The 3,392-nt window shown below is 73.1% G+C and carries 4 protein-coding genes and 1 tRNA gene; 3 read left to right on the top strand and 2 right to left on the bottom strand.

Annotated features, from left to right (window positions below; all coding sequences use genetic code 11):
* Nucleotides 1-866 (top strand): zinc-binding dehydrogenase (locus B7767_RS27965; protein WP_085574597.1); only part of this gene is annotated, 866 nt, incomplete at its 5' end.
* Between the two features lie 14 nt (nucleotides 867-880).
* Entirely contained in the window at nucleotides 881-1,777 is an 897-nt protein-coding gene (locus B7767_RS27960; RefSeq protein WP_085574596.1) for an aminoglycoside phosphotransferase family protein, read from the top strand.
* A 42-nt stretch (nucleotides 1,778-1,819) separates the two neighbouring features.
* On the opposite strand, the gene B7767_RS27955 is transcribed toward B7767_RS27960, so the two are convergent.
* Nucleotides 1,820-1,893, bottom strand: a tRNA-Thr gene (locus tag B7767_RS27955).
* An 86-nt stretch (nucleotides 1,894-1,979) separates the two neighbouring features.
* Nucleotides 1,980-2,390, bottom strand: a complete 411-nt coding sequence (locus B7767_RS27950; RefSeq protein ID WP_085574595.1) for a DUF3224 domain-containing protein — start codon at nucleotides 2,388-2,390, stop codon at nucleotides 1,980-1,982.
* 94 nt (nucleotides 2,391-2,484) lie between these two features.
* Here B7767_RS27950 and B7767_RS27945 point away from each other — a divergent pair.
* Nucleotides 2,485-3,392 (top strand): YafY family protein (locus B7767_RS27945; RefSeq protein WP_085574594.1); only part of this gene is annotated, 908 nt, incomplete at its 3' end.

Raw genomic sequence — 3,392 nt, 5'->3', positions numbered from 1 at the left:
CCGGCGTCCACCTCCTGGACACGGCCCTGCGCGAAGGCGCGCGGGGCCCCGCCCCGGCCCCGGCCACCCTGCCGACCGTCCCCGGCCGCGAGGTCGCCGGAGTCGTCGACGCACTCGGCGAGGGCACCCCCGCACACCTGCTCGGCCGCCGCGTGGTCGCCCACCTCGGCTTCGCACCCGGCGGCTACGCGGAACTCGCCGTCACCGACGCCGACCGGCTCCACGAGATCCCCGAACGCCTCGACTTCGCCGAAGCCGTCGCCATGATCGGCACGGGCCGCACCACGATGGGCATCGTGCAGTTCGCCGAACCCGGCCCCACGGACGTGGTCCTCGTCCCGGCGGCGGCGGGCGGCATCGGCACACTCCTCGTGCAGTACGCCAAGAACGCCGGCGCCACCGTCATCGGCCTGGCCGGCGGCCCCGTGAAAACCGCCCGGGTCACGGCCGCCGGCGCCGACCTCGCCGTCGACTACACGAACCCCGACTGGCCCGAACGACTCGACGCCCACCGGGGCAGGATCACCATCGTGTACGACGGCGTGGGCGGGGACACCGCCCGCACGGCGGTCGACCTCCTCGCCCCCGACGGCCGCCACATCGTGTTCGGCTGGTCCTCCCAGGGCATCCGCAGCGACAGCCCGTACCTCGTCGACGGCGTCTCCCACAACGTCCTCGGCCCCGAGATGATGCGCAGGGCCGGCGGCCCCAACCCCGTCCGCACCCTCGAACTACGCGCCCTCACCCAGGCCGCCGAAGGCAGACTCACCCCCGCCGTGCACCGCTTCCCGCTCGCCGAGGCCGCCACCGCCCACCGCGCCCTGGAGAACAGGCAGACGACCGGAAAAGTCGTCCTGGAGCCGTAGCGGACGCCACTACTGTGCGAAAGGTGATCGACATCCCCGCGGAACTCGCCGCCACCCAGGAGAAGTACAACAAGGAAGCGGGCCGCGCCTTCATCGCCGCCCTCCCCGACCTCACCGCCGCCTTCCTGGACCGCTGGGACCTGCACGCCACCGGAACACCCATGCACGGCGTGAGCGCCCTCGTCCTCCCCGTCACCCGCGCGGACGGCACCCACGCGGTGCTCAAACTCCAGATCCGCGACCACGAGACCGACGGCGAACCGGTCGCCCTGCGCCTGTGGAACGGCGACGGCGCCGTCCGCCTGCTCGACCACGACGAACCCACCGGCACCATGCTCCTGGAACGCCTCGACGCCTCCCGGATGCTCTCGCACCAGGAGGACGTCCACGAGGCCGTCCTGGTCATCGCCCGCCTCCTCGCCCACCTCCACACCACCCCGGCCCCCGTGGGCATGCGTCACCTCCGCGACATCGCACCGGCCATGCTGGAGCGGACCCCCGCCGTCCTGGACCGCATCCCGGACCCGGCCGCCCGCCGCCTCGTCGCCGACTGCGCCGCCGCCGTGCGCGAGGTCACCGACGAACCCGGCGACCGCCTCCTCCACTGGGACCTGCACGACGAGAACGTCCTCGCCTCCGACCGCGCCCCCTGGCTCGCCATCGACCCCAAACCCCTGGCCGGCGACCCCGGCTTCGACCTCTGGCCCGCCCTGGCCAACCGCTTCGACCCCGACGACGTCATCTGGCGCTTCGACGCCATGACCGAGGTCCTCGGCCTGGACCGCGCGCGTGCACGCGCGTGGACGCACGGCCGGCTGCTGCAGAACTGCCTGTGGGAGGTCGAGGAGGGCCGCCCCCTGGACGAGACGGACCTGGAGATCGCGCGTCGGCTGCGCGGCCGTACGGCATGAGAAATCCCGGGCCGGAACAGTTCCGACCCGGGATTTCGCCAGAGCCCCCTGTCGGATTCGAACCGACGACCTACGCATTACAAGTGCGTTGCTCTGGCCAGCTGAGCTAAGGAGGCGCCGCGCGGCGCGCGCGAAGGCTGGTCCACTGTACACAGAGCCGGTTTCGCCGAGCCACGCACTTGTGGGAGTGGGCCCCTCCCGGTCACCCCAGCCCGTACTCGAAGGTGTACGCCACCTTCGTCTCCCCGTGCCGGTAGGTGAACCCGCCCGTGCCGCGCAGTCCCGTCAGCTCCCCGGTGCCCGAACCCTCGACGACCTCGAAGGCGCAGTGGACGGTGCCGTCGCTCTCGAAGCGGCCGCGCTCCTCCAGGACGAAGGTGCCCGCGCGGCCGTCGACCCGGCCACTGACGAGCTCCATGCCCGCGAAGGTGCCGGTGCTCCCGGTCAGATAGGCGATCGAGTAGTCGCAGGTGGTGGGATCCGCCTCGATGCCGCCCGAGAAGGCGTTGACGACCGTGGCGTTCGCGAGCCGGGGAAGGCCGTCCTCGCCGGTGACGGCGTTCTCCTTCCAGTCGGCGAAGGTGAAGTGGCCGGTGGTCCTGGTGGTGGGCATGGGTGTTCCCTTCCGGGGTGGTCGACGGTGCGCCCCCCCACTCTTCCGGCCGTACCTGACACCTTCTGTCAGGTACGGCCGGACAATGGCTCCCATGCGCGCCGACCGGCTTCTCTCCCTGCTCCTGCTGCTGCAGAACCGCGGCCGGATGACCGCCCCCGAACTGGCGGCGGAGCTGGAGGTGTCGGTGCGCACCGTCTACCGGGACGTCGAGGCGCTCGGTGCCTCCGGGGTGCCGGTGCGGGCCGAGCGCGGACCCGAGGGCGGCTACCGTCTGATGGAGGGCTACCGCACGCGGCTGACCGGGCTGACGGACGCGGAGGCCGGTTCGCTGGTGCTCGCGGGGCTGCCCGGACCGGCCAGGGATTTGGGACTGGGTGCCGTCCTGGCGAGCGCCCAGCTGAAGATGGAGGCAGCCCTTCCGGGCGAACTGGCGGATCAGGCGCGGCGGGTGCGCGAGCGGTTCCACCTGGACGCGCCGGCCTGGTTCCGGGACGCCGACCCCGTGCCGCACCTGGAGACCGTCGCGCGGGCGGTGTGGGAACGGAGGGTGCTGCGCACCCACTACCGGCGCTGGCGCGGTGACGTGCACCGGGAGATGCGTCCGCTGGGGCTCGTGCTGAAGGGCGGCATCTGGTACCTGGTGGCGCTGGCGGAGGACTCGGTGCGCACCTACCGGGTGTCACGGTTCCAGGCGGTGACGGAGACGGGCGGGGAGTTCACCCGGCCCGCGGGCTTCGACCTGGCCGCGTACTGGACGGAGTCCTCCCGGCGGATGGAGGCGGCGACGCGGCAGGGTACGGCCCGGCTGCGGCTGTCACCGCGCGGGCAGAAGCTGCTGCCGATGCAGTTCGGGGCGGCGGGGGTGCGGGCGCTCGCGGACGCGAGGCCGGCGGACGGGCGGGGCTGGGTGGAGGTGGAGCTGGCCGTCGAGTCGGAGCCGGTCGCGACCGGCGATCTGCTGCGGCTCGGCGTCGAGGCGGAGGGGCTCGGCCCCGCCCG

Source organism: Streptomyces sp. 13-12-16 (assembly GCF_002114215.1).
Taxonomy (GTDB): Bacteria; Actinomycetota; Actinomycetes; order Streptomycetales; family Streptomycetaceae; genus Streptomyces.
The sequence above is the reverse complement of the archived record's forward strand: the minus strand, read 5'-3'. Positions and strand labels throughout refer to the sequence as shown.

What these genes read in the sequence shown, in the direction of transcription:
- B7767_RS27950 (WP_085574595.1), bottom strand. Translation starts at nt 2,390, where the DNA reads ATGCCCACCACCAGGACCACCGGCCACTTCACCTTCGCCGACTGGAAG.